The organism is Bacillus sp. BS98, from assembly GCF_008432245.1.
Taxonomy (GTDB): Bacteria; Bacillota; Bacilli; order Bacillales; family Bacillaceae_G; genus Bacillus_A; species Bacillus_A toyonensis.
On the sequence record NZ_CP043830.1, the window covers coordinates 2,638,854 to 2,657,782 of the forward strand.

The 18,929-nt window shown below is 34.2% G+C and carries 20 protein-coding genes and 1 pseudogene; 4 read left to right on the forward strand and 17 right to left on the reverse strand.

What is annotated here, in order from left to right; all coding sequences use genetic code 11:
- Positions 1-63: 63 nt before the first annotated feature.
- Genes kynA through kynU form a run of 3 tightly spaced genes read right to left on the reverse strand, consistent with a single transcriptional unit; the run spans position 64 to position 2,854 of the window.
- Complete coding sequence (kynA, locus tag F0362_RS13615) at positions 64-903, reverse strand: tryptophan 2,3-dioxygenase (RefSeq protein WP_000661948.1); 840 nt, start codon at positions 901-903, stop codon at positions 64-66.
- 32 nt (positions 904-935) lie between these two features.
- Positions 936-1,565, reverse strand: coding sequence for an arylformamidase (kynB, locus tag F0362_RS13620; protein WP_000858202.1), 630 nt, complete (start codon positions 1,563-1,565; stop codon positions 936-938).
- A gap of 2 nt (positions 1,566-1,567) precedes the next feature.
- On the reverse strand, positions 1,568-2,854 hold the full coding sequence (gene kynU / locus F0362_RS13625; protein ID WP_000276279.1) for a kynureninase: 1,287 nt from the start codon (positions 2,852-2,854) through the stop codon (positions 1,568-1,570).
- A gap of 159 nt (positions 2,855-3,013) precedes the next feature.
- Between kynU and F0362_RS13630 the strand changes: the two genes are divergently transcribed.
- Positions 3,014-3,625, forward strand: a complete 612-nt coding sequence (locus F0362_RS13630; RefSeq protein WP_000799614.1) for a TetR/AcrR family transcriptional regulator — start codon at positions 3,014-3,016, stop codon at positions 3,623-3,625.
- 132 nt (positions 3,626-3,757) lie between these two features.
- Here F0362_RS13630 and F0362_RS13635 read toward each other — a convergent pair whose 3' ends face one another.
- From F0362_RS13635 to F0362_RS13655, 5 genes are all read right to left on the reverse strand, one after another.
- Entirely contained in the window at positions 3,758-4,003 is a 246-nt protein-coding gene (locus F0362_RS13635) for a DUF3977 family protein (RefSeq protein WP_000873854.1), read from the reverse strand.
- Positions 4,004-4,118: 115 nt separating this feature from the next.
- Complete coding sequence (locus F0362_RS13640; RefSeq protein WP_000881390.1) at positions 4,119-5,969, reverse strand: sigma-54-dependent Fis family transcriptional regulator; 1,851 nt, start codon at positions 5,967-5,969, stop codon at positions 4,119-4,121.
- Between the two features lie 462 nt (positions 5,970-6,431).
- Positions 6,432-6,770: an NIPSNAP family protein gene (locus F0362_RS13645; protein WP_149889821.1), complete on the reverse strand. Its 339-nt coding sequence runs from the start codon at positions 6,768-6,770 to the stop codon at positions 6,432-6,434.
- The gene (locus F0362_RS13650) at positions 6,743-7,339 is read right to left on the reverse strand and encodes a GNAT family N-acetyltransferase (protein ID WP_000635700.1); all 597 of its coding nucleotides are present in this window, start codon (positions 7,337-7,339) and stop codon (positions 6,743-6,745) included. Before F0362_RS13650 ends, F0362_RS13645 begins: the two co-directional genes overlap by 28 nt.
- Positions 7,336-8,121 (reverse strand): DeoR/GlpR family DNA-binding transcription regulator, encoded by a 786-nt coding sequence (locus F0362_RS13655; protein WP_149889822.1) that lies wholly within the window; start codon positions 8,119-8,121, stop codon positions 7,336-7,338. The genes F0362_RS13650 and F0362_RS13655 overlap by 4 nt, the downstream gene beginning before the upstream one ends.
- Before the next feature lie 250 nt (positions 8,122-8,371).
- Here F0362_RS13655 and F0362_RS13660 point away from each other — a divergent pair, with 250 nt between their 5' ends.
- Positions 8,372-8,869: a hypothetical protein gene (locus F0362_RS13660; protein ID WP_000838463.1), complete on the forward strand. Its 498-nt coding sequence runs from the start codon at positions 8,372-8,374 to the stop codon at positions 8,867-8,869.
- Between the two features lie 96 nt (positions 8,870-8,965).
- On the opposite strand, the pseudogene F0362_RS13665 reads toward F0362_RS13660, so the two are convergent.
- Positions 8,966-9,597 (reverse strand): annotated as a pseudogene (locus F0362_RS13665) (DUF4085 family protein).
- Positions 9,598-9,817: 220 nt separating this feature from the next.
- Here F0362_RS13665 and F0362_RS13670 point away from each other — a divergent pair.
- Positions 9,818-10,411: a hypothetical protein gene (locus F0362_RS13670; RefSeq protein ID WP_000914451.1), complete on the forward strand. Its 594-nt coding sequence runs from the start codon at positions 9,818-9,820 to the stop codon at positions 10,409-10,411.
- A gap of 61 nt (positions 10,412-10,472) precedes the next feature.
- Here the strand turns inward: F0362_RS13670 and lpdA are convergent, their stop codons facing one another.
- The 5 genes from lpdA to F0362_RS13695 all read right to left on the reverse strand — a co-directional run bounded on the left by lpdA (position 10,473) and on the right by F0362_RS13695 (position 15,796).
- Positions 10,473-11,852: a dihydrolipoyl dehydrogenase gene (lpdA, locus tag F0362_RS13675; protein WP_001038361.1), complete on the reverse strand. Its 1,380-nt coding sequence runs from the start codon at positions 11,850-11,852 to the stop codon at positions 10,473-10,475.
- Positions 11,853-11,867: 15 nt separating this feature from the next.
- Positions 11,868-13,070, reverse strand: a complete 1,203-nt coding sequence (locus tag F0362_RS13680) for a dihydrolipoamide acetyltransferase family protein (protein WP_149889823.1) — start codon at positions 13,068-13,070, stop codon at positions 11,868-11,870.
- A gap of 27 nt (positions 13,071-13,097) precedes the next feature.
- Complete coding sequence (gene acoB / locus F0362_RS13685; protein ID WP_000198878.1) at positions 13,098-14,132, reverse strand: acetoin:2,6-dichlorophenolindophenol oxidoreductase subunit beta; 1,035 nt, start codon at positions 14,130-14,132, stop codon at positions 13,098-13,100.
- Positions 14,133-14,149: 17 nt separating this feature from the next.
- On the reverse strand, positions 14,150-15,148 hold the full coding sequence (gene acoA / locus F0362_RS13690; protein WP_149889824.1) for an acetoin:2,6-dichlorophenolindophenol oxidoreductase subunit alpha: 999 nt from the start codon (positions 15,146-15,148) through the stop codon (positions 14,150-14,152).
- A gap of 168 nt (positions 15,149-15,316) precedes the next feature.
- Positions 15,317-15,796, reverse strand: a complete 480-nt coding sequence (locus tag F0362_RS13695) for a DinB family protein (protein WP_000233795.1) — start codon at positions 15,794-15,796, stop codon at positions 15,317-15,319.
- Positions 15,797-16,005: 209 nt separating this feature from the next.
- On the opposite strand from F0362_RS13695, the gene F0362_RS13700 reads away from it, so the two are divergent.
- Positions 16,006-16,851, forward strand: a complete 846-nt coding sequence (locus F0362_RS13700) for an oxidoreductase (protein ID WP_001034822.1) — start codon at positions 16,006-16,008, stop codon at positions 16,849-16,851.
- Between the two features lie 76 nt (positions 16,852-16,927).
- Here the strand turns inward: F0362_RS13700 and F0362_RS13705 are convergent, their stop codons facing one another.
- The 3 genes from F0362_RS13705 to F0362_RS13715 form a co-directional block, all read right to left on the reverse strand.
- The gene (locus F0362_RS13705; RefSeq protein ID WP_000528453.1) at positions 16,928-17,311 is read right to left on the reverse strand and encodes a DUF4181 domain-containing protein; all 384 of its coding nucleotides are present in this window, start codon (positions 17,309-17,311) and stop codon (positions 16,928-16,930) included.
- Between the two features lie 265 nt (positions 17,312-17,576).
- Positions 17,577-18,419, reverse strand: a complete 843-nt coding sequence (locus F0362_RS13710; RefSeq protein WP_002093707.1) for a PP2C family serine/threonine-protein phosphatase — start codon at positions 18,417-18,419, stop codon at positions 17,577-17,579.
- A complete protein-coding gene (locus F0362_RS13715; RefSeq protein WP_002093704.1) occupies positions 18,397-18,882 on the reverse strand; it encodes an HIT family protein in 486 nt (161 codons plus the stop codon). Before F0362_RS13715 ends, F0362_RS13710 begins: the two co-directional genes overlap by 23 nt.
- Positions 18,883-18,929 lie beyond the last annotated feature (47 nt).

Sequence of the window (18,929 nt, forward strand, 5' to 3'; positions counted from 1 at the left end):
AACATAATTGTGCTCAAATAAAAAAATAAGCTTATCAGCTATAATTAGCTGACAAGCTTATTCCTATAATTTCGTACGAACATTCCAAAGTTCAGGGAAGAACTGTTGATCAAGTACTCGTTTTAAATAAGATACACCTGAAGATCCGCCAGTTCCCATTTTATTTCCGATAATGCGTTCTACCGTTTTCATATGACGGAAACGCCATTGTTGTAGCCAATCTTCGATATCAATTAATTTTTCAGCAAGCTGATATAAATCCCAATATTGCTTCACGTCCGCATACACTTCTATCCAAGCCGCTTCTACAGTTGCATCTTCTTCGTAAGGCTGCGTAATATCACGATTTAACACATCTTTATGAATTGGGAAGCCTTCTTTAACAAGCGCCTGTATCGCAACATCATACAAACTTGGTGCGTGTAGCGCTTTATGAAGACGAGCGTGTAATTCTGGATCTTTTTCATAAATCTTTAATGCATGTGGTGTTTTATAACCAAGTGCGTATTCAATCATTCGATATTGATACGATTGAAAGCCTGAAGCTTGACCGAGTGAATCACGGAATTCAATATACTCAGATGGCGTTAATGTCGCAAGAATATCCCAAGATTGAATAATTTGCGATTGAATTTTTGATACACGTGCTAACATTTTAAATGCCGGTGCTAATTTATCGTTTTTAATCGATTCAATTGCTGCATTTAGTTCATGTAAAATAAGCTTCATCCAAAGCTCACTAGCTTGGTGAATAACGATAAATAACATTTCATCATGATGGTCTGATAATCTCTTTTGAGAAGATAGTAAACTATCTAATTGTAAATACTCACCATACGTCATATTTTCCTTAAAATCCGTGTGAATCCCTTTTTCCATAATTACCTTTTCATTTTCTTTCATATTAGTCAAACACCCCTTTTATATGTTTCTACTTATATTGGTCTAATGACAGCTCGAACTGGACTTCCATCTGCATCTGTTAACGCAAGTGGTAATGCAATTAATTCGTAATCGCCGTCTGCTACATGATCTAGTACGACATTTTCTAAAATATGAATTCCATATTTAAACAATTGATGATGTGCTGCTAGTTCTTTATCATCTAACGGATCAACTGATGGTACATCCACTCCGATTAAACGAATTCCCTTATCAGAAAGAAACGGTGCAATATCAGCACGTAAATGCGGGATCACATCTGGAAATTCTTCTGCTTTACCATGTGAAGATGTACGTAATAATAGTCGTTCTACACCTTCTAAATGAAAACTTTCTAATTCTTTTTTTCCGATGCTTTCAAGATTAGAAACGTCAATGATTCGCGTAGGTCCGACATAAACTTGAACATCTAAATCTATTACTTTCTTTCCGTCATTATCAAAATGAAAAGGCGCATCAATATGAGTACCTGTATGAATACTCATCGTTAACTTTCCGACGTTTACTGAACCGCTCTCTTCTTTTGACCATGAAACTTCATACGAGAACGGTGTATCTCCTGGCCAAGTTGCAATATCATTATTTAATGGCTGTGAAATATCAATCCACTTTGATGTTTTCATTCTTATGCCACAACCTCTCGTTTATTTTCAAATTGTTTATACTCTTCCTCTTTCATAACTTTCTTTAAAATTTGAACAGACTTCCATACTTCTTCATACGTATTGTATAAAGCTACTGGCGCAAGTCTTATCCCATTTGGTGCTCTGAAATCTGGAATTACTCCATTTGCCTTTAGTGCTTTACAGATACGCGCTGCTTCCGCATGCTCTAAATAAATATGTCCACCTCGTTTTTCATCCTCTAACGGGTTTCCAATTGTAAATCCGAAATCTTTTAATTCATGATCAATTAAATCCAGCATGTATCTCGTAATATGTAAAGACTTTTTACGTAAACGTTCCATACCAGCATCTTTAAAAATTTCAAGAGAACCGATTAACGGTGCTGTACTTAATACGTGAGGTGTACCAATTTGATAAGCACCTGCATGATCAGCTGCAGTTAATGTATGCTCCATATCAAACTGTTTATCTTTTCTAGAACTAAACCATCCAGACAATCCTGGCAGTCTATTAAAATGTTTACTATTTACATAAAGACCTGCAACACCACCCGGCCCTGCATTTAAATATTTATAATTGCACCATACAGCGAAATCAACATCCCACTCTTTAAAATGATGTGGAATAGAACCAATTGAATGACATAAATCAAATCCGATATGAATGCCACGTTTATGAGCTTCCACTGTTAAACGTTTCATATCAAGAATTTGACCACTTCTATATAAGACTGAAGGTAATAAAATTAAAGCGATATCATCTTCCATTGCCTGAATAATATCTTCTTCAGAAAGTGTTCGACCATCTTGGCTTTTCACCCTTACTAAATGCTCATCTGGCTCTAAGCCTTTTAAACGAATTTGACTTTGAAGTGCATAAATATCTGACGGGAAAGTTAATTCATCCGCAAGAATTTTTGTACGTATTCCTTTCGGCTCATAAAACGTCGCAATAACTTGGTGTATATTCGCAGTCGTGGAACCGGTTACAATAGTTTCTTCTGGTAAAGCTCCAATAAGAGGTGCCGTCAGTTCACCTAATTTCTCCGAAAGGAAAAACCATGGATGTTCGCCTTCTGTCCAGCCATCAATGCCATACTCTTTCCATGAATCTAGTAAAGTAAGTAACGATTTTTCTGCTCTTTTCGAAAGTAGTCCTAATGAGTTTCCATCTAAATATATAGTTCCTTCTTTTTTATAGAATTCAGTTTGAAAATCTTTCAGTTCATCATGTTTATCACACTCAAGCGCATACTCATAAGTTGGTTGAAATGGTTCTTTATACATGGTGTCACCTTCTCTTAATTTTCTTTTTATTCTAACTAATTGAAATATATCACCTTAGTTGATATAACGTCAATGATATTATGTCAGTTGACTTTACATACTATCTTCTTTTACAATACAATTATATTTTCAGATATTTCAGTATAAAGAGGTGATTCTTTGAAAAACACTACTCTTTCAACAAGAAAACACCGCTCCTTAGAAACAAAAAAGAAACTATTACATTCGGGTTACACTATTTTTATTACTAATGGATTTCAGAAAACGACAATCACGCAAATTATTAAACATGCAGAAACTGGTTATGGAACAGCATATGTATACTTTAAAAACAAAGATGATCTCCTTATCGTGTTAATGGAAGATGTTATGAATCGTTTTTATAATATTGCTGGGCGCTCTTTCTTCCCTCAAACGAAAGCAGCAGCACGTGACTTGATTCAAAATCACGTTAGAGCATTCCTACAATTAGCAGAAGAAGAACGAGCTATTTTGCAAGTTGTCGAAGAAGCAATCGGATTATCAAAAGAGATACGTCAAAAATGGGGTGAGATTCGCGAACGCTTTATAAAAAGTATTTCGCAGGATATTACTTACTCTCAAGAAAGTGGATTAGCGCATCCTGAATTAAATAAAGAGCTCGTGGCACGCGGTTGGTTCGCAATGAATGAAATGTTTCTTTGGACTATTGTACAAAATAACAAAGAAGTAAAACTAGAAGAAATAGTGTATACATTAACGGAGATGTATACAACGGGATTATATAAATAGCGCACTTCACATATTTAAAGTGTGCTATTTTTTCTTAAAATCATCATTCTAACTATAAATGGAATAGCCTATTATAATAATTGCGAGTATGTATGTGATTATTATAATCATAAGAATACAACCTGTTTTATTTTATTGTTTTAACCTACTCACAATTCCAATAATAAACTTATACTCAGCTCTACTTTTCCTTACTTTCTTAAAGCCCTCTTTCGTATCAAAAATAAAACACGTTTTCCGAAACCAAACACGGACATAAAATGATTCAAAATAAATAGGTCTCACAATTCCTTTTTCCTCAAATTCAGTACCGTCTGTATTTTCGGTCTCTGTTCGAACGAACCATCTATTCCCGATACCAATTTCAATATACTTCACATACTAACCTCCTTTAGGGAATTTCCCGTCTAACTACTTTATTATTTCCCTGGGAAGCGCACATTCCGACAGAACATGAGCTCAAAAAGAAAAAGCAGATTACAAAAATCTACTTTTATAGATTAAATTTTTGCATTCGTTTATAAAATGTACTACGGGGTACATCTAATAGTTTTACAGCTAACGAAACATTTCCGTTTGTCTTTTGTAATGCTTCAATCATGCTATCACGCTGTATTTTTTCGCGAAAATTCAATGTATGTTCTGTTTTATTTTCAACTTGTAACTCAAGTTGTTGTTGATTTCCCATCATTGTTTGTAACAAAAAAGCGACTTGTTTTTCGCATATTTCCCGCCCTTGCGACAAAATGTAAATGCGTTCTAATACATTTACTAGTTCTCGAATATTTCCGGGCCATGTATGTTGTAAAAATTGATTGCAAATACTCTTTGGAAATACAACATTCCAATTCTTCCGTTCGCAAAAGTGTTGTATAAAATATGGAATATCCTCTTTTCTTTCTAGTAACGATGGAACATATAACGGATAAACGTGCAAACGATAATATAAATCTTGACGGAATTTCCCTTCTTCTACTAACCGTAGTAAATCTTTATGTGTGGCAGTAATAATACGAATATTTACTGGTACCTCTTTTGAACTTCCTATTGGAGTTATTGTGCGTTCTTGTAAAACACGCAATAATGCTACTTGCATCTCTGATGGTACTTCACCAATTTCATCTAAAAACAATGTTCCTCCATTCGCTTGTTCAAATTTCCCTTTATATCCTTGACGTCGCGCACCTGTAAACGCACCTTCAGCATAACCGAACAATTCACTTTCCATTAATTCTTTAGGCAAAGAACCGCAGTTAACAGCTATAAAGGGCCCGTCTTTTCTTGGACTATTTTCATGAATCGCTCTCGCAACATATTCCTTTCCTACTCCTGTCTCACCACATACATACACACTAGCATCAGTCGGTGAAACAAGCTTAATTTCTTCTAGTGTGTGTTGAAATGCTTTGCTTGTCCCGGTAACTCCTGAAAAAGTAATTCCTTTTATAAATGTGAAAGCAGAATATGTATTCATTTGTTTGTTTTCCTTTAAATACATACATTTCCCGATCATTCTTTCATTACTATATACTGGTATCTCTAATTTAGTTTCCAATCCATAGCGCATTAAATCTTCAAGTTTCATTCTTGACCAATTAGTTACTCGTTCCCGAACGCTCTTACTCGCAGAAACGATAACATCACGATGATTACAAATAACTACTTGTTCATCACTATCAATGACATCTAAAAAACGATGAATTAAGTGTAATTCATTTTGATGAACTCTTATGCTACATTCACGTTCTATCGCATGTGCAATTGAAGTTACCATACCGAGCATATATGGATGCGAAAATTCAATTGGACAGGAGAAATCTAGAACACCAATTAATTTCCCGTCATCGTTATGAATGGGAGCAGCCGCACAACTCCAGCTATGAGATGCCACGGAGTAATGTTCAGTACCACTTATCATAATAGCTTCTTCAATTTCTAATGCTGTTCCTATTGCGTTTGTCCCCACAGCTGCTTCCGTCCATTTTACACCTTCAATAAAATTAATATGTTTCGCTCGCTTTAACGTTTGTTTATTTCCACTTAAGGATAGAACATAACCATCTGGATCGATTAATAATGCCATCATTTGTAGTTCATCAATGGTTTTTCTCATATTTTGTATTTGAGGTAATGCTATATCAAGGAAAATTTCACTCTTTTTCTTTTGTTCTTGAAAAATGTTAGAAGACAAAATTTTCTGACCTTTATTCATATGAGGATTCACATTTGCTTGTTTACATCGATGCCATGACTCTGAAATTCTTTCGTTTATACGGTTCGAATCAAGGACTCCTTTATCAATAAACTTTTTCCATGTGTGTAAGTAAAACGGTGAAGCTAACATTGTATCATCTCCCTTTTAATTGTTTTGGAGATTTATTCCGCATTAACGGGCAGTAAGACCCCCACCTCAAAATTCAGCTAGAGCAAAGAAGTTAGGTGGGGGTCAGGCTGCCCGTAAAAGCCTGATTGGTTTAACTAATAATTAGTGAGGGATGAATAACACCTCCACTGATTAAAGTTTCACTTTATAAAACATACTTTTATTATAAAACTGAATAAAAGCGTTTTCAATACAACTAGAAAGACGACACAAATATGTTAATAATTTGAATATCTTAATGCATTTCTTTATTCTTTTTTAGTAGCACTATATTTTGTATAATGGACGCAAAGAAAATACATAACCAAAACCATTTTTGTGGATTACCATTTATAAAGAAAACAATCACGGCTGCAAAGAAAATAGTGGATGCTAAACTAAAATATAATTTTGTTTTAATTTCTATTATCCCTCACCCCTCTGTTACTTTACAGTACATACTAACTCTTCATTTTTCATCTCTACTATGTACTCCTGTAAAACATATTCTTTCCCGCCATGGTTTTCATACCATTCATGTATTCTTCTAACATGCCTCTCGTCACTTCTAATTTTCGATTCTATTTCTTTATACTGTTCATAACTATCATATTCCCATTTGGCAAATACTTCAGACGTACCATTCTTATTATCTTTCATCCAGCGTCCTATTAGCCTAGAACCATGCTTTAATTGATTAGGTAAGTTTGTGTTATTGAAATGATCATTAAATACTTCTATGAATTCATTTTTCACTACATAGTACTTCCTTCTGTAAAACATACTTCTTCACCTCTTTTATGAAAAGTATCAGTAAACCTTCCCATCACTACCGTATTATAATACTTTCCATCCGATAGTCTTTTGTCATTTTTCAAAATGCCTTCTACTTCAAAACCTAATTTTTTATAAAGATGAATAGCTTTCTCGTTTGTCTCTAATACTTGTAAAGATATTTTATTTACTGCATTTTCGTCAGCCCATTTAATAGATTGTTGTAATAGGCTCTTACCCATTCTATATCCCCAAAACTCTTTTAAAATACAAACGCCAAACTCCACTTTATGAGATAATCTCTTAAAATTTGATCCTTCACATCTTGAAAATCCAACAATTCGATTGTGCACTTCTACAACTAAAAAGAGATTCTTCGTCTCTTCAATATCTGTTTTTATTATTTTTTGAAACCCTAGATTATCTATAAATCCCTCTCCAGCATCTCTATCCATATTTTCAGTTTCTCCATCAATCTGAACTCTAATTTTCGATAACTGCTCAGCATCTTTCTCAGCTGCAGAACGAATTGTATAAGTTAATCCATTTATATGAAACTTTTGCTCTTTTACAATCATGTCAAACTCCTTTCAAATGAATATAATGGCGCTATTACAACTTGTTTACCTTGTTTCTCAAAGTCCTGAACAGTTTCTTTACTAGCCTCTTCGTCAGTTATAATAATGTCAATTTCTTTTAGAGACTCTCCTCTTATAAAACAATCTATTCCAAGTTTATTATGCGGAACTAAACAAATATTTCTTCTAGCAATTTCACTTACTCTTTTACTAAAATAAGCAACTTCAGGTGTTGGAGTACTAATACCTTGTAATGAAATGCCTCCACCTGTAGAGAAATAAAGATCAATAGAAAATCTACTTATCAATTCAGAGGCAAGTGTATCAGTAATATTCCCTGAAGGTTTTACTTTTCCGCCAATTAAATACGTATCAATATTCTTATATTCTCGTAGATAACCAGCTATTTCTATAGAATTCGTAATAACTGTAAATGATACTTCCGGTAAATATTTCAGCATCGCATTATGAACGGAAGCCCCACCAATAAAAATTGAATCACCTTCTTTTATATAAGATACCGCAACTCTTGCAATTGTGTCCTCATATATTGAGCTATCACTATAACGTTTAGCTGGTTCCGCAGCTAAGTTTCTCACTCGCGTAAGTTCAATTGCACCTCCGTGCGTTCTTTTTAATAAACCATCCTTTTCCATAATAGACAAATCTCTTCTTATAGAATCAATAGACATATCAAATCTTTCCGCAAGATCTTTTACGATTACTCTTCCATCTGTACTAAGTAGTTCTAAAATTTTCTCCCGACGTTCTTCAGTAAACATGTTATCACCACCGTTATTGAAGATTCAGAAATTTGAACTTTATGTTAATTATATGCACGTTTCTTCCGTTTCACAATATTTTCAATCCTTTTTCTTCCGTCTTTATGCAGGTTTTCTCTCTTTTTCTATTTTGTTAACTTTACATAAAATAAATGCACATTTGTATATTCTACTAAAAGACTTCTATTTATTTCCTTATTCATGTAAAATTATTCCTATGTTTTACTTTTTAATACAGAAAGGAATTACTATGAAATCATTAATCAAAACGACATGTACAGCATTATTATTTACAGGAATATTAACAGGATGTAATAGCAATACTACACCAAAACAAGAAAAGAGCGCTCTCGAAAAGAATGCAATGCACTATGGAGAAATAGTTAAAAACGAATACTATAGAGCAACAGTTGAAAATGCAAAATTTGAAAAAATAGACAAAGAGTGGCGCCTTACTACTCGTGTTATGATTAATAATGTTCGAGACGATGGACAAACTATTGATCTTTCGAAAATAAAATATTTCATACAAGATGAAAAAACTGGTCAGAAATATGAAGGTGAAGCTCATCCGATAGATGACGAGCACTATAAAAATGTTCCACACAAATTTTCTTTAACTACTGACGTTGTATTTGAAATGAAAACTTCTCCTAAAGACTTAAATAACATGTATTTGTATATTGATAGTAAAGTTGCTCCATTAACAAATACATATTGGAAGCTTGGGAATCTAGCATCAAAATAAAAAAACAGTCTTTATTGACTGTTTTTTTATTGTTGAACTTGTAAATACCATCTAAAGGAATTCTCTTTATTATTAGTTAATATACATGTAACTTAATCATTTTTTCTCAAGGAATACATCTGCTGCCCAAATCGTCACTTCTCTAAATGGACAGTCAAATAAAACACCTAGTTCAAAACCATCTTCAGTAAGAGCTATTTCATGATATAGCCACCAAGCACTTTCAAAGTTTTCTGGCATAGAACTCTTGGTTACTCCTATAAAAGTTACTTCAAGTTTATCAAATTCACTAAAAGTACCACTGCAATCTAATACGATAGACAAAGTATCTTCTGATTTTCTCTTTACTACTTTAATCACACTATCATGTAGTGACATCTCATGTAGCTGAGCGACATGAGACGGAAGTTTTTTCTTAATGGAATTAAAATGTTTTAAGTATGATTGATCTAATTGTGCCATTCTTGCCTCATAATCTGCTGTCCACTCTAACAAAAGTTTCTTTAATTCATTAGGTAGAATACTGAATCAAACATGTTGTTATGAATGTATGGATGTAGTGTTTCAGGAAGATAGTGTAATAAATCTTCTTTCCTTTCTTCTACTTCGTCTTTCAAACTTTGTATATAATCGGGATCTATGTCTTTCCATTCTTCTATTGACTCTATGAAATGCACAAATCCTGAAATTTGCATTTCTTTATACCAATCTTTTGTGAAATATTTCAATTACATCTCTCCTAAAACATTTTATCATCCAAGAAAAGCAATGTATCCGCTTATTATATCATTCCAATAATCATTTTTTCTAAAAAAAAAATGTAAAAATGTAAATATTCCGCCTATTTTTTCTAAAACTTCAGAATATTTACAAAAATAAGAAATTAGAATACATTTTAGTTGTACAAGATTCACCTGTACAAAAATCTAAACAAAAAGGGATGGTTATATGTTGAAGAAATTAGTAGCAGGAACATTAGTAGCGGGTTTTGCATTAACTGGCGGACTAGGCGTAGCAAGTGCTGAAGAAAAAGGTAACACAATTAAGTCATTTGATTATTTAAAAGTGGATGAACAGAATGTTACTTCATTTGCAAAATTAAGTGATCAGGATAAGAAAGACATCCAAATTACTATGGTATTACCAGAGCAAAATGAAAATGGAGATTGGCTAGCTTATGGTTTTACTAGTAGAGAAACATTGGATGCTTATATTGAAAAGGATAAAAAAGTACTTAAAAATAAAATTAATCCTTTAGGTAGTGGTGCTGGTAGTACTGATTTTTATGAACATAAAGATAAAGGTGGCCAATATATTTACTGGAGTAGCGGCTTTAAAAACTTACCATCTAGCTGGAACGACAGAATTTCTTCTGTAAGTACAGCGTCACCTTCTGCAAGTTATTCAACGACACTTTGGGAGCATACTTCTACACAAGGATATGGAAAAGGTGTTTTATTTAAACACGCTGATTGGTATGGTAAAACTGCTAATTTAGCTGCTGATTGGAACGATATAACTTCAGCTATTGAAATTAAATAGTAAAAATTCAAACCACTATTCTCTCATTCATTTAGAGAATAGTGGTTTATTATATTTTCATTTAAACATGTACAGCATGTCCTATCGCCTGCAATAAAGCTTCATGAATTGCCTCAGATAAAGTTGGATGTGCTGCAATATAACCTCTCATAATATCAGCGGTAACTTCTGTATGAATCATTACGGTGCCTTGACCAATTAGTTCAGTTGCACGAGGACCGATAATAGAAATCCCTACAATTTCTTGATATTTAGGTTCCACAATGACTTTTACTTTCCCCATTTGTTCTCCTAAAATAAGAGCTTTTCCATTCGCTGTAAAAGGAAATTCTCCGATAATAATATCACCATATTGTTCTCTTGCACCTTTTTCACTTAAACCGACGCTAGCTATTTCTGGAGCTGTGTATATACAACGAGGCACAGCACGATAGTTTACTTTCACATCTTCTCCGCTCGCATGTAATGCCGCTGTCGTTCCTTCATGAAAGGCTACGTGAGCAAGCTGTATTCCTCCAATAATATCACCGGCTGCGTAAATATGTGATACGTTCGTTTGCATATGCTCATTTACAGTAATCCCTTTATTTGAAAATTGAACTCCTGCTTTTTCTAATCCTAAATCTTGTACACGAGGTTTTCTACCAACAGAAACGAGAACAAATTCTGGAGTTACTTCGTGCATACTTCCTTCGTATTCAAACGAAGCCTGTTTCTTATAATTGTTTAATCCTTTTAAAGCTGCTCCTGTGAAAATTTCTACACCATCTTTTTCTAGTTTCTCTCTTAAAATGCTTGCGATATCTTCATCCTCACCAGGTAGTAATTGCGGTGCCATTTCAACAATCATTACTTTCGTTCCAAGACGACTATATATACTGGCAAATTCGCAACCTATTACGCCACCGCCAACAATAAGTAATGAAGCTGGTATGTTTTCAAGAGACATCGCATGACTACTATTTAAAATCCATTTCCCGTCGAATGGAGCAAAAGGTAATTCAGTAGGTTCTGAACCTGCCGCTATAATGAATTGTTCAACATCCACTATCGCTTCCTTATTCCTCTGCGTAACTCGTAGACGATGATCCGTTTCAAATTTCCCTTTCCCCTTTATAACTTTAATTTTATTTTTCTTCATTAAATATTGTATTCCTTGTACGAGCTGCACAACAATTTGTGATTTTCTCGTCTGTATTTGATTCCAATCAATTGATATACTTTGTTTGTCTACTAGTACACCAAAACGTTGAGCATGATAAACAATATTGTATACATCAGCACTTTCTAACAAAGATTTCGTAGGCATGCACCCGACATTTAAACAAGTTCCACCAAGATCAGCTTCATCAATAAGAGTAACATCTTTCCCAGTTTGAGCTGCGGTAATTGCCGCCACATATCCAGCAGGTCCGCCTCCAATAACCACTAATTTATTCATTCTCTCACCTTCTCTTTATAAAAGAATTGTTACAGGTTGTTCTAAGTATTGTTTAATTGTGCGTAAAAATGCAGCTGCTGGTGCACCATCTAATACACGATGATCGAATGTTAAACTTAAAGGTAACATACTACCTTTTTTTATTTTCTTTCCTTTATATACTGGAACATGTTCAATTGCACCTACACCTAAAATACCAGTTTCAGGTGTATTTAATACTGGCGTAAAATATTCGATACCAAAGCTTCCTAAATTACTAATTGTAAATGTCGTTCCTTGCATATTATCACTATTTAAACTACCTGCTCGTGCCTTTTGTGCCACATTTTTAATCTCTTTAGATAACTCTACTAAAGATAGATTATTTGCAAAGCGAATAGCCGGAACGACTAAGCCGTTTTCTAACGCTACTGCCATACCTAAATGAACATGTTCAAATTGATGGATTGCATCATCTATATAAGCGCTGTTCATTTCCTTATGCTCCTGAAGCGCTAATACAACAGCACGAGAAACCAAATCAGTAATGGTTAGTTTGTTATCGTACCGTTTTTGTACAACTTCCGCTATTTCTTTATGTAAAGCAACTAAATCCGTAACATCTACTTTCATCGTTAATGTCAATTGTGCGGTATTTTGGAGGCTTGCTTGCATCCGATTTGCGATCTCTTTCCGCATACCGGTAACAGGAATTACTTTACTTTCTTCTTTTACAAACGTTTCTGGGGTAGCAACTTTTTCTTCAAGTACTTTTAATACATCTGCCTTTGTAATTCTCCCACCAGGACCTGTTCCTATTAATGTGGAAATTCCAATATTTTCAACTGTTGCTATTTTCTTTGCTACAGGAGATATTTTTATTCTTTGTTTCTTTGATCTTTCTTCCGCGTACGGTTCAGGATGTTGTACATTTTGAGGTTCTACTTTCGGTATTGATTCTTCTGTAGCATTTACGGTTTCATTTACCGATACCTGTTCATTTGGTTTTCCGATGTAACATATTACAGTACCAGGTGGAACTCCTTCATCTTCACTTACAGTTATATCCAGTACCGTTCCATCAGCGGGTGCTTCTATTTCTGTTTCGATTTTTTCAGAATTAATACTAGCAATTAATTCACCTTTTGCTACATTATCACCAGCTTTAATATTCCAACTCGTAATAATACCTTCTTTCATCGCCATTCCTAATTTCGGCATTACAACTTCTACAGCCATATTTCTCTCTCCCTTCTCATCGTTTCATTACACATTCAATAAAGAACGGTCCCCAATCATTTCTGATACAGTTTCAATTACTTTCTCTGGCGTTGGTAAATATAGTTTTTCAAGTGGTGGTGAGAACGGAACTGGTGTATGTGGTGCTGTAATTCGTTTAATAGGTGCATCTAATAAATCGAACCCTTTATCCGCTACAATTGCTGCAATGTCTGTTGCGATACTACATCTTGGGTTTGCTTCATCAATAACGATAAGACGATTTGTTTTTTCAACAGATGCTAAAATTGTATCTTCGTCAAGCGGTGATAAAGAGCGTGGATCAATAACTTCTACCTCAAGTCCTTTTTTCGATAATTGCTCCGCAGCCGCAAGCGCAGTATGAACTTGCTTCCCAATTGCGACAATCGTTATATGAGAGCCTTCCCGTTTAATATCTGCTTTTCCTAAAGGGATTGTATAATATCCTTCTGGCACTTCACCTTTCATATTGTAAAGTGTTTTATCTTCAAAGAAGATTACTGGATCATCATCTTCAATTGCCGCTAATAATAAGCCTTTTGCATCATACGGGGTGGACGGAACGATAACTTTAATACCTGGAATGCTCGTAAATAACGCGTATAAACTTTGAGAATGCTGAGCTGCTGCGCTAAATCCAGCACCATGCATCGTTCGAATTGTAACTGGTACTTTTGCTTTTCCACCAAACATGTAACGGAATTTTGCACCTTGGTTTAAAACTTGATCAAGACAACTACCGATAAAATCATTAAACATTAATTCAGCGATCGGACGTAATCCCGTTGCCGCCGCTGCCATCGCAGCTCCCATATAACCAGCTTCAGAAATTGGTGTATCTAAAATACGATTTCGGCCAAATTCTTGTACAAGCCCTTTCGTAACGCCAAGAACACCGCCCCACGCTTCATCATCTTGCAAATGATCAACTTGTGCACCACCCGCAACGTCTTCACCTATTAAAATTACATTTTCATCACGGTGCATTGATATTTTCATCGCTTCATTGATAGCAGTTGACATACTTACTGTTCTAGTCATTATTTTTCACCCTCCTCTTATTTGTAAGAAACGTATACATCTTTTAATAATTCTTCATCCTCTGGATATGGACTATTTTCACTAAAATCAATTGATCGTTGCACTGCTTCGTCTACTGCTTTTTCCATATCAACAAGTTCAGATTCCGTTAATAAACCTTCATGAATTAAATGCTTACGGAAATTCACAATCGCATCTTTTTCATTTAAATGTTCTTCTTTTTCTTCTGAGGTTTTATACATTTGTGCTTCCCCTTCGAAATGGCCGTAATTACGATATGTCATACATTCAATTAAAGTTGGGCCACCGCCATTACGTGCACGTTCAACAGCCTCTTCCGCTGCTTTATATACCGCTAGTAAACCTTTTCCATCTACTTGAACTCCCGGAATGTTATATGCTTTTGCACGATCAGCAATAGAATCACAACTTGAAGCATATTCAAATGTAGTTGCTTCACCGTAACCATTATTTTCAGCGATAAAAATAACTGGTAACTTCCAAATCGCCGCTAAATTAACCCCTTCATGGAATGTTCCTTCATTATTTGCTCCGTCACCGAAGAAGCAAACACTTACATCTTTCGTTCCTTTATATTTAGCTGTTAATGCTGAACCGCAAGCAAGTGGGAAACCCCCGCCTACAATGCCATTCGCACCAAGCATTCCTTTATCTAAATCGGCAATATGCATGGAACCGCCTTTACCTTTACATAATCCTGTCGCTTTCCCGAAAAGTTCAGCCATCATACCATTTAAATCACAACCTTTTGCAATACAATGTCCGTGACCTCTATGTGTACTTGTAATACTGTCACTATCCGTTAAGTGGGCACATACACCAACTGCTACCGCTTCTTCTCCAGCATATAAATGAACGAAACCTGGTAAAACACCTTGCGCGAACAATTCATGTACCTTATCTTCAAATTTACGAATCTCTAACATTTTTTCATACATCCAGCGAGCTTGTTCTTTCGTAATTTCATTCCCTTTACTTTCAGTTGTTTTTAACATGTCCAGCCCTCCTATTTTCTTGTTCATCTATTATATTGCAAGAAGCGTGCCAAATTCTAACCTTGATTTAATAGACTTTCTCTTCTTTTTAAAAATAAAAAAGTGGACAAAGCGAGACAGCTGTCTCGTTTTGTCCACTTTTGTTCACCTTACTAGAGAATCATTCGCTTATTCACTATCAAAACTTTTTTGTAGTTTCCGGATGTAAATAATTTGACCAATATGATACGCATTATGAGTAGTTACATTACCTAGCACTTCCCACCACTTCGCGGATACAGGAAATCCAACTACATCACTTTCAACCTTGTCTTCATTAATGAGATTTTGCCATTGTAACAATTTCTCTAATAATTTTTCCCTTAACTCTTCGAATGTTTGATTATCTGATAGCATAAAGCTTTTGTTATTGTCACCAATAGCGGGTACCGCATTAACATTTGATTCTTTATACCTAGTTTGCCACGTTGAGTTCCAATACAGTAAATGTTGTACAATTTCTGCTATACTATTACTCTCTTCATTCGGTTTCCAGAAAGCTTCTCTCTCTGATAAATCCTTCACTGCATCTGAAAATGGCATATACCAACTAGGATCATTCGCATTTGCTAACAACTGATCTGCTAATACGTCTTTCACATGGACCATTTTTTTCCCCTCATTTCATTGGCTTATATAATACTTACTTCTCTATATACGCTGAGTCTACACAATTCCCTTTTTAAATCATTCCAATACATATATAAATGAAAAAACTAAAGCACTTTATCATATAATCTTATTAAAACAACATGTATCATTAATAGATTTTATTCCTATAACTCGTTATGATAAAAGAAAAAGAAAGCGAGCGACCAATGAATAAAAAAATCGCGGTTATTACAGGAGCATCAAGTGGATTCGGACTATTAACGACACTTGAACTAGCAAAAAAAGACTATATTGTCATTGCTACAATGCGAAACCTTGAAAAACAAGTAAACTTACTATCTCAAGCTACTAAACTAAACTTACAACAAAACATAAAAATTCAACAATTAGATGTAACAAATCAAAACTCTATACATAACTTCCAAGTGTTTTTAAAAGAAATTAATAGAGTAGACCTCCTTATAAACAATGCAGGATATGCAAATGGAGGATTTGTAGAAGAAATTCTAGTAGAGGAATATCGTAAACAATTTGAAACGAATCTTTTTGGCGCTATATCAATCACTCAGCTTGTTTTACCATATATGAGAGAACAAAAAAGTGGAAAAATCATTAATATAAGCAGCATTAGCGGCCAAGTTGGATTCCCTGGTTTATCTCCTTATGTATCTTCAAAATATGCATTAGAAGGCTGGAGTGAATCCCTTCGCTTAGAAGTAAAACCTTTCGGAATTGATGTTGCTTTACTTGAACCAGGTTCTTATAACACAAACATATGGGAGGTTGGTAAACAACTAGCTGAAAACCAATCTGGTACAACATCTCCTTACAAAGAATATATGGATAAAATACAAAAACATATTAATAGCGGTAGTGATACATTTGGTAATCCAATAGATGTTGCTAATAAAATCGTTGAAATTGCTGAAGCAAAGCGTACTAATTTACGATATCCAATTGGAAAAGGTGTAAAATTTATGATTTTTGCGAAGAAGATTCTTCCTTGGAGATTGTGGGAATTTCTTGTTTTGAGGAGTTTTAGGAAGATGTAAATAAAAAGAGTAGCTATCAAGATAAATAATGGTAGCTACTCTTATTAAATATTCATCATTAAAAACCCAAACGATATCAATATGTAGAAAGAGGATCAAAATAAAACAACATTGAAACCATAAAAACAAATGCAAAGAATCCAATTATAGAAAGAATATATTCCTTTGTCTCTCTGTTATACTTCCATTCCATCCATACGCGTAATAAGGAAATTGCTCCAAAATAAATAAGTACAACAATTCCTATATTAGCATTTTCTGCTTTGAACAGATAAATAAAACTTAATATAAGATATACGATAAAAAGACCTATTTCTAATTTTACATGTAAACTATTTACATGCTTATATATCCAAACATTGCCCTTTGGCATATTTAATTTTCTTCTTAAAAACTTTTCTAAAAAATATCCTCCAATTATCATACTAATAACTATAATCCAAATAGTAGAGTTGCCCATTGCATTCCCTCCTATTAAATTAATTATATTTTTAATAAAGTAGACTATATAATTTTTCCATGTTTCGATAATGTTTTCATTTTCTTTATGCTTAAATAGTAGTTTTATCAAGACATGTTTTATGTATTGTACAACAACAATCTATTTCTCATCCTTTTTGTTTCAGGATGTTTAACTTTTTTCTTGCTATTCTTTCATAATCGAATATGGATAGTACCTATAAAATTAATAGAGCCATTTTTATAATTGACGGACCCCCCTCCTTTTATTTTCTTACTTTCATTTTCTCCGGCTGATCACTCGGATACGTAGCATTCTTTTTATTTTCAACATCCCAACTAATAATTGTTGCACTATCTCGCCCCAATTGATGATGCACGTGTTCTAAAACATTGTGAACATTTTCTTTAAGCTCTATCTTATTTTCATTCATATCGTTATACAGATTTAATGGCGTTTCATAACGACGTTCCCCACATTCTAATACCCCATCTGTCACCATTACAATTCGATTGTTGCCAGTACGTAATTCACGAATTCCTGATGAATAGCAAGGTACAGGTAATTCAAATGTATTTACATTGCCAATCCATTCGTAAAAATGACGTTGATTTAGTGCGTATTGCCCTAATTTATGTAATTCATCATGAAATACATAAACGAGACAGTCTCCAATAGATAGCCACCATATATAGTTTTCTTTTCTTACACATAGTAAAAAAGCTGTTTCACCTTTAACTCTTTTGCACTTTTCTTTAAATGAGGAGGATTGAAAAATTGTAAGTATATGATTTGCAACTGATTGAAAAACTGTTTCAATTCGTTCATTCATCATTATTTTTATATTTTCATATTCTTTTTCGATTGTATGTATAACTAAATCAACACTTTCTGCGCTATTATGCCCGTCTAAAATAGCTGCAAATTCCCAATCATCATTTGACCAAACTAACGCACCGTCTTCATTCTTTTTTGCTCCGGCACTTATATTCCCACCGTATTTACCAAGTACAATGTCATCATATTGCTTAACTGAGATTTCCCCTAAACACATTTCCGTATTTCCAACCCATGAATATTGGTTATTATTTGTTGTATGCATACTCATTTACCATATACTTTCGTATTCTTTCACATAGTTTTTTAATTTCTTCAGAACCTCCATATGGTGCACCAGTCCAATTTGCTACTTCAGTAGGCGACCAAAATTCTCTTGGTGTATCCGGATAACGGGGAATAATATGCATATGTAAATGCGGTACACCATTACCCGAAACAAACGTGTAAATATGTTCTGCACCTTCGTTTTCTGTTAGCGCTTTACTTATTCTACTTGTTATAAGTCCAAATGCTTTCGCCTCATCTTCATTTAATTCAGCAAGACCAGGTACATGTCTTTTTATATCAATCATTACGTAACCGAGATATGTTTCTTCTGTATCCCAATGGACATGTCCAACGTATATAAGATCGTCTTCATAAATAGCGTCACCTGGAACTATAATGTTTCCTTTATGTTTTTCACAAATGAAGCAGTTTTGTTCTGCTGGATTGTATATTGACATATCCATCACCATCCTTTTTATATATAATATCATAAAAAAAGGAAAAAACAGGT

What these genes read in the sequence shown, in the direction of transcription:
- F0362_RS13660 (WP_000838463.1), top strand. Translation starts at nt 8,372, where the DNA reads ATGAAATCATTAATCAAAACGACATGTACAGCATTATTATTTACAGGA.
- F0362_RS13705 (WP_000528453.1), bottom strand. Translation starts at nt 17,311, where the DNA reads ATGGGCAACTCTACTATTTGGATTATAGTTATTAGTATGATAATTGGA.
- acoB (WP_000198878.1), bottom strand. Translation starts at nt 14,132, where the DNA reads ATGACTAGAACAGTAAGTATGTCAACTGCTATCAATGAAGCGATGAAA.
- acoA (WP_149889824.1), bottom strand. Translation starts at nt 15,148, where the DNA reads ATGTTAAAAACAACTGAAAGTAAAGGGAATGAAATTACGAAAGAACAA.
- F0362_RS13645 (WP_149889821.1), bottom strand. Translation starts at nt 6,770, where the DNA reads ATGTTTTACAGAAGGAAGTACTATGTAGTGAAAAATGAATTCATAGAA.
- kynA (WP_000661948.1), bottom strand. Translation starts at nt 903, where the DNA reads ATGAAAGAAAATGAAAAGGTAATTATGGAAAAAGGGATTCACACGGAT.
- F0362_RS13715 (WP_002093704.1), bottom strand. Translation starts at nt 18,882, where the DNA reads ATGGATATGTCAATATACAATCCAGCAGAACAAAACTGCTTCATTTGT.
- F0362_RS13670 (WP_000914451.1), top strand. Translation starts at nt 9,818, where the DNA reads ATGTTGAAGAAATTAGTAGCAGGAACATTAGTAGCGGGTTTTGCATTA.
- F0362_RS13695 (WP_000233795.1), bottom strand. Translation starts at nt 15,796, where the DNA reads ATGGTCCATGTGAAAGACGTATTAGCAGATCAGTTGTTAGCAAATGCG.
- lpdA (WP_001038361.1), bottom strand. Translation starts at nt 11,852, where the DNA reads ATGAATAAATTAGTGGTTATTGGAGGCGGACCTGCTGGATATGTGGCG.
- kynB (WP_000858202.1), bottom strand. Translation starts at nt 1,565, where the DNA reads ATGAAAACATCAAAGTGGATTGATATTTCACAGCCATTAAATAATGAT.
- F0362_RS13710 (WP_002093707.1), bottom strand. Translation starts at nt 18,419, where the DNA reads ATGAGTATGCATACAACAAATAATAACCAATATTCATGGGTTGGAAAT.
- F0362_RS13655 (WP_149889822.1), bottom strand. Translation starts at nt 8,121, where the DNA reads ATGTTTACTGAAGAACGTCGGGAGAAAATTTTAGAACTACTTAGTACA.
- F0362_RS13700 (WP_001034822.1), top strand. Translation starts at nt 16,006, where the DNA reads ATGAATAAAAAAATCGCGGTTATTACAGGAGCATCAAGTGGATTCGGA.
- kynU (WP_000276279.1), bottom strand. Translation starts at nt 2,854, where the DNA reads ATGTATAAAGAACCATTTCAACCAACTTATGAGTATGCGCTTGAGTGT.
- F0362_RS13680 (WP_149889823.1), bottom strand. Translation starts at nt 13,070, where the DNA reads ATGGCTGTAGAAGTTGTAATGCCGAAATTAGGAATGGCGATGAAAGAA.
- F0362_RS13650 (WP_000635700.1), bottom strand. Translation starts at nt 7,339, where the DNA reads ATGATTGTAAAAGAGCAAAAGTTTCATATAAATGGATTAACTTATACA.
- F0362_RS13640 (WP_000881390.1), bottom strand. Translation starts at nt 5,969, where the DNA reads ATGTTAGCTTCACCGTTTTACTTACACACATGGAAAAAGTTTATTGAT.